The organism is Geothermobacter hydrogeniphilus, from assembly GCF_002093115.1.
Classification (GTDB): domain Bacteria; phylum Desulfobacterota; class Desulfuromonadia; order Desulfuromonadales; family Geothermobacteraceae; genus Geothermobacter_A; species Geothermobacter_A hydrogeniphilus.
The window spans coordinates 1-4,914 of record NZ_NAAD01000046.1; the positions used below are offsets into that span (position 1 = coordinate 1).

The following is a 4,914-nucleotide window of genomic DNA, read 5'->3' on the forward strand; positions in this document are numbered from 1 at the left end:
CTAGTACCATGTAACCCATAATCTTTCGCATCTTGCTGGTTATTTTCCGCGTCAGCTGCGTTGCGCTTCACCGCTTCATAGCTACGGCTATGCAGCGGAAAGCGCGCCTTGTCGACACGGAAAATCCCGGCGCAATATTACGAAATCCTATGAGTTACAGGGTACTGGCATCTGAAGCAGAAAACCAAGACTGCGCTTTCGGCATAATACGTGGTCAGGAGGAATCCATTTGAAAAACTCGGCTGCCGGCTTTTCCCTCATCGAACTCATCGTCGTCATGGCGATCATGGCCATCGTAGCGGCTATTGCCGCCCCGTCCTTCATGCAATGGCGACAGAATGCGGTCTACCGAGAGGCCAGTCTCAACCTGCTCGGAGCGCTTCGCAAGGCGAGAAATTTTTCTATCTCCAACAACAGGGAATACCGGGTCGAAGTCCAGCTCAGCAACCGGAGATTCAGGTTGCTCGAAGGAAACCTGGCAAGCAACAGCTCATCCTTTACACCTTCAAGCTGGTACGATTTCCCACCCTCTATCACCTTGCGAAAGAATGCCAACTGTCTGGGGACCGCCGATCTGACCTTCAGCTTCAACCCCAACGGCACCTCAACTTCCGACTATATCTGCATCATGGACAATGCCTCCCCTCCGGTCAGACATGCCAGAGTCGGTATCCCCTCGGCCAGCACCGGACGGGCGGTTGCTGAATGACCCCGCGATACCGACCCCGCCCCGGCTGATTCGTCCAGGAACCTGTTTACGCCGAGTGTCCCGCAACCGACCGGAGCACTCTTTCTTGTGTGGAGGCTTGCCCGTTTTGTTTCAGCGCAGCACCAACCAGGCCTGCGGCCGTTTTTTATGGCTGATCATTATTCTCCTTTTCCTCTTTGCAGGATTGCCCTCGAACTGCCCCGCCGCGGCAAGGGGTTCCTCTCAGACGACCGCTATTGAAACCGCTACGTTCGACCTGCTGGCCAACGGCCGGCTCATCGGCAATGGCTGGTTCGCCAGTCCTGCCGGCTTCGCCGTCACCGCTGCCCACCTGCTTGCCGAAAATGACTCCGTGGAAATTTCCTCACCCGCAGCGGGACGGCGGAAGGCCGATGTCATCGCTGTCGACCGGGCCCACGACCTGGCTCTTCTGCGGATCCCGAGAGACGGAGATTTCTTCCCCTACCTGCCGATTTCATCCCGGAAACCGACGGTCGGCCAGGCTGTTTTTTCTTATGGGTCCGCGCTGTTTCGTCATCAACTCCATTTTCAGGGGATTGTATCAAAAACCCGACCTCACTTTGAATGGAACGCTCGTAACCAGTGTTACAGCCAGGTGTATCTGCTCTCGGCAATGACGCCGAAAGGCTTGTCGGGGGCGCCCTGGGTGAATGATAGAAATGAAGTTGTCGGCATGCAGAGCGGCATGATGACCTGGAAAGGAGCCCTCATGGGGACGGCCTTTGTCACTCCGGCAGAGGCCATTGCTTATCTGCTGAAGCATAAGCGCCCCCGCCCCGCCGCCACCCTGGGATTACAGGTCGCGGAAACCATGGAAGGAGGTGCCGCGGCAAACCTTTCCAGTTCCGGCCTGCTGGTAACGCGAGTTCTCGCCGACAGTCCCGCCGCGCAATCCGGGATCAGCAAAGGAGACCGGATCCTGACCCTGAACGGCCGAAAGATTCTTTACCGGGATGATTTTTTGTCGACGGTCAGAAATACGGGGGAAGGACAAAAACTGCTGCTCGAAATCAAACGGGGCACAGAGAGCAGGAAGCTGACAATCACCCCCCGACCGCTGTCGGCGGGCGGCCGTTCTTAACCCTCCTCCTGGTACTCCTTGATTTTATACATCAGGGAGCGCAAGCTGATTTCCAGCAGTTTTGCGGCTTTGGTGCGGTTTCCATCCGTCTCGGCGAGGGCCTTGTGGATATACTCCCGCTCCAGTCTCCGCACGGCTCGTTTCAGCGACAGGTCCCGTGACGCCTGCCGGTTCCGCCGCCGCATTTCCCAGGGAAGCGCCTCAATGCTGATTTCGTCACCACGGCAGAAAATCATCGTTTTTTCGATGAAATTTTCCAGCTCACGCACATTGCCGGGCCAATGGTAGGCCTGCAGCCGGGCCATAACCTCCGGATGCAGTTTGGGCACGGGCCGCCGCTCACGATGGGCAATGGTCCGGACAAAGTGTTCGGCCAGCAGCGGGATATCCTCACATCGTTCACGCAACGGCGGCAGCGTCAGTTCGATAACGGCCAGACGGAAGAACAGGTCGCTGCGAAAACGTCCGGCGTCAACTTCATCCTGCAGATTGCGGGCGGTCGCAACCACCACCCGGGTATCGATCCGGCGAGGCCTGGTTTCCCCAACCCGCCGGACTTCCTCTTCCTGAAGAACCCGCAACAGTTTCGGCTGCAACTCCAGGGGCAATTCGCCTATTTCATCCAGAAACAGGGTGCCGCCGCTGGCGGCAATAAAGAGCCCGTCACGCGCCTTGTCGGCTCCGGTAAAGGCTCCGCGGGCATGGCCGAAAAGCTCACTTTCAAGCAGACTGGGAGCAATGGCACTGCAGTTGACGGCCAGGAAGGGGCCGTCCTTGCGCTGACTGGAGAAATGCAGCGCCCGGGCGATCAATTCCTTGCCGGTCCCTGTTTCACCGGTTACCAGCACCGGGGAACGGGCAACGGCCACCTGGGCCACCTGCTCGGCCAGGTTGGCCATAACCGAACTCCGGTAGACCAGGTCATCCAGCGTTTCGTTGCGGGCGAGTTCCTTTTTCAGCAACCGGTTTTCCCGCAACAGCCGCATCCGTTCTTCAGCCTTGCGCAGGGTAAGAATAATCTCGTCCGGTTTGAAGGGTTTGGAAATGTAATCATAGGCACCCTGTTTCAGACATTCAACAGCGGTATCAAGACTGCCGTAGGCACTCATCATGATGACCGTCGCGGCCACCCGACGCCGTTGCAGTTCCTTAAGAAAGGCCATGCCGTCCATTTCCGGCATGCGAATGTCACAGAGGATCAGGGAAAAACTTTCCCGTTCCAGAAGCTCAAGGCCCTCCGGTCCGGTTTCAGCATCGCTGACCTGGTACCCGGCCCGTTCGAGCACCATCCGCAACATGGAACGCATGCCGGGTTCATCATCGATGACAAGAATATGCCTGATCACTTCAACCATCAACGTCTCCAGCAGGCGGTAACAGAAGAGAGAAACAGCTGCCTTCACCTTCCACCGATTCAACCCTGATCTCGCCACCGGCTTCGGCCATGACCCGCTGGCAAACCGCCAGCCCAAGCCCCCGACCCTTTCCGGGAGCCTTGGTGGTGAAAAAGGGTTCGAACAACTGGCCCTGAACATCGCTGCTCATGCCGCAGCCATTATCCACGACCCGCAAGATGACCCGATCCGCCACTACGTCACCCTCCAGGCGAATGATCCCTTGACCATTACAGGCGTCGCGGGCATTGATCAGCAGGTTGATCAGCACCTGTTCAAGTTTCCGACGATCCATGGAAACGGAAGGAAGGACAAGATTTTCGGCATAGGTCAACCGCATATTCTTCAACGTTCCCTGCAACCGGAGCAATTCAATCGTCTCCAGCACCGCGCCCCAGGGGTCGAAAGGAGCGGGATCAGAGTGTCCCGGTGCGGCATAGTCCAGCAAGTCCCGCACCAATCGATCGATTCGCTCAGCCTCCCGGACGGCAAGATCGGCCATCTCGGCCGATTCCCCGGCGGGCAGTTCCTGCCGCAACAGAGCCAGGTAACCCATCAGGGCACCAAGCGGATTACCGATTTCATGGGCCATGCCCGCCGCGAGGTGACCAACAGTCGCCAGTTTTTCGCTGCGCACCAGTTCATCGCGGGTCTGTTCCAGCTCCTGATTGGCCCTTTTGAGTGACTGGATGGTTGCCTCGGTCTGCCGGCGGCTCTGGTCCAGAGCGCGTGTCATCTGGTTGAAACTGCCGGCTAAACGGGCAATTTCCAGCGGCCCCTCAGTCGCGAGAACCGTGTCGAGCTGCCCCATGGTGACTTTCTCCGTCGCCGCGAGCAGGTTTTTCACCGGCTGAATCACGTTACGGCGCATCAGCAGGAATCCGGCAGCGGCCAGAACCAACCCGTAACCAAAGGCGTAGAGGAAAACCCAACGCCGTGCCCGGCTGATCTGTTCGCGCAGGGGAGCGAGAGAATATTGCACCACCAACAGCCCGCGAGCGGGAGGCTGGACCGAAAGGGGAACAATCACCCGGGTACTGCCGTCCCGATTCCCACTGAACAGCGGCAGAGGATTCCAGTCAACATCCAGGGCTTCCTCTCTCTGCAGCAGCAGGCGGCGCAGGCGAATTGTCGAAACCTGTGGAACATCCTCAATGGCATATCCCTGCACCAACCTGAGTCGGGCATCGTAAAGCCACCAGGCTTCTGCACCGAAGTCCCGTTGAAGCCGGCTGAGACGAAACTGGACCGGGCGCACGTTGCCATCGCGAACCTGGTCCAGCGCCGTTGAACGGCTCACTTCGAGCAGCAGCGCCAGATGCTGGTCGAGAAATTTCTGTTCGGCAAAGCGCAGAAAAAGGAAGCCGCCAAACAGCAGGGCCGCGCCGAGAAGCAGCACCAGGGTCAGCAGAATTTCACGGTTCAGACCGCCGTATTTCCGGCCGGTACGGATATTTTTTATTTTACAGTTCATAATTGATTGAATTTTCAATAAAATAGCGAATAGGTACAAAGTTGCAAAGAAATTCTTTTTTGCCCCCGGATCCTCCAGGCCGATGTCCACAGCCTTTTTTCTGCTATACCTAGGAGACTGTCGGACTATACAGGCTGAAGCGAAAATTCGGGTGTTTGAGCACAGATTTCGGCTCAATTGCAGCCTCATAGCAGTGGCTATGGGGCAAAATGGAGCTGGGATATGGGCCGAACGC

General features: G+C 57.5%; 4 protein-coding genes. 2 read left to right on the forward strand and 2 right to left on the reverse strand.

The window, feature by feature from the left end:
- Nucleotides 1–229 precede the first annotated feature (229 nt).
- Together B5V00_RS16640 and B5V00_RS16645 are read left to right on the forward strand one after the other, a co-directional pair.
- Nucleotides 230–709 (forward strand): pilus assembly FimT family protein, encoded by a 480-nt coding sequence (locus tag B5V00_RS16640; RefSeq protein WP_172399793.1) that lies wholly within the window; start codon nucleotides 230–232, stop codon nucleotides 707–709.
- 106 nt (nucleotides 710–815) lie between these two features.
- Nucleotides 816–1,811 carry a S1C family serine protease gene (locus B5V00_RS16645; protein WP_172399794.1) on the forward strand — a complete coding sequence of 332 codons (996 nt, stop codon included), beginning with the start codon at nucleotides 816–818 and terminating at the stop codon, nucleotides 1,809–1,811.
- Here B5V00_RS16645 and B5V00_RS16650 read toward each other — a convergent pair.
- Entirely contained in the window at nucleotides 1,808–3,166 is a 1,359-nt protein-coding gene (locus B5V00_RS16650) for a sigma-54-dependent transcriptional regulator (protein ID WP_139800821.1), read from the reverse strand. The genes B5V00_RS16645 and B5V00_RS16650 overlap by 4 nt on opposite strands.
- Nucleotides 3,159–4,679 (reverse strand): sensor histidine kinase, encoded by a 1,521-nt coding sequence (locus B5V00_RS16655; protein WP_172399795.1) that lies wholly within the window; start codon nucleotides 4,677–4,679, stop codon nucleotides 3,159–3,161. The genes B5V00_RS16650 and B5V00_RS16655 overlap by 8 nt, the downstream gene beginning before the upstream one ends.
- Nucleotides 4,680–4,914 lie beyond the last annotated feature (235 nt).

Bases quoted from the DNA above. Each gene is read 5' to 3' on its own strand.
- B5V00_RS16650 (WP_139800821.1), bottom strand. From the start codon at position 3,166: ATGGTTGAAGTGATCAGGCATATTCTTGTCATCGATGATGAACCCGGC.
- B5V00_RS16655 (WP_172399795.1), bottom strand. From the start codon at position 4,679: ATGAACTGTAAAATAAAAAATATCCGTACCGGCCGGAAATACGGCGGT.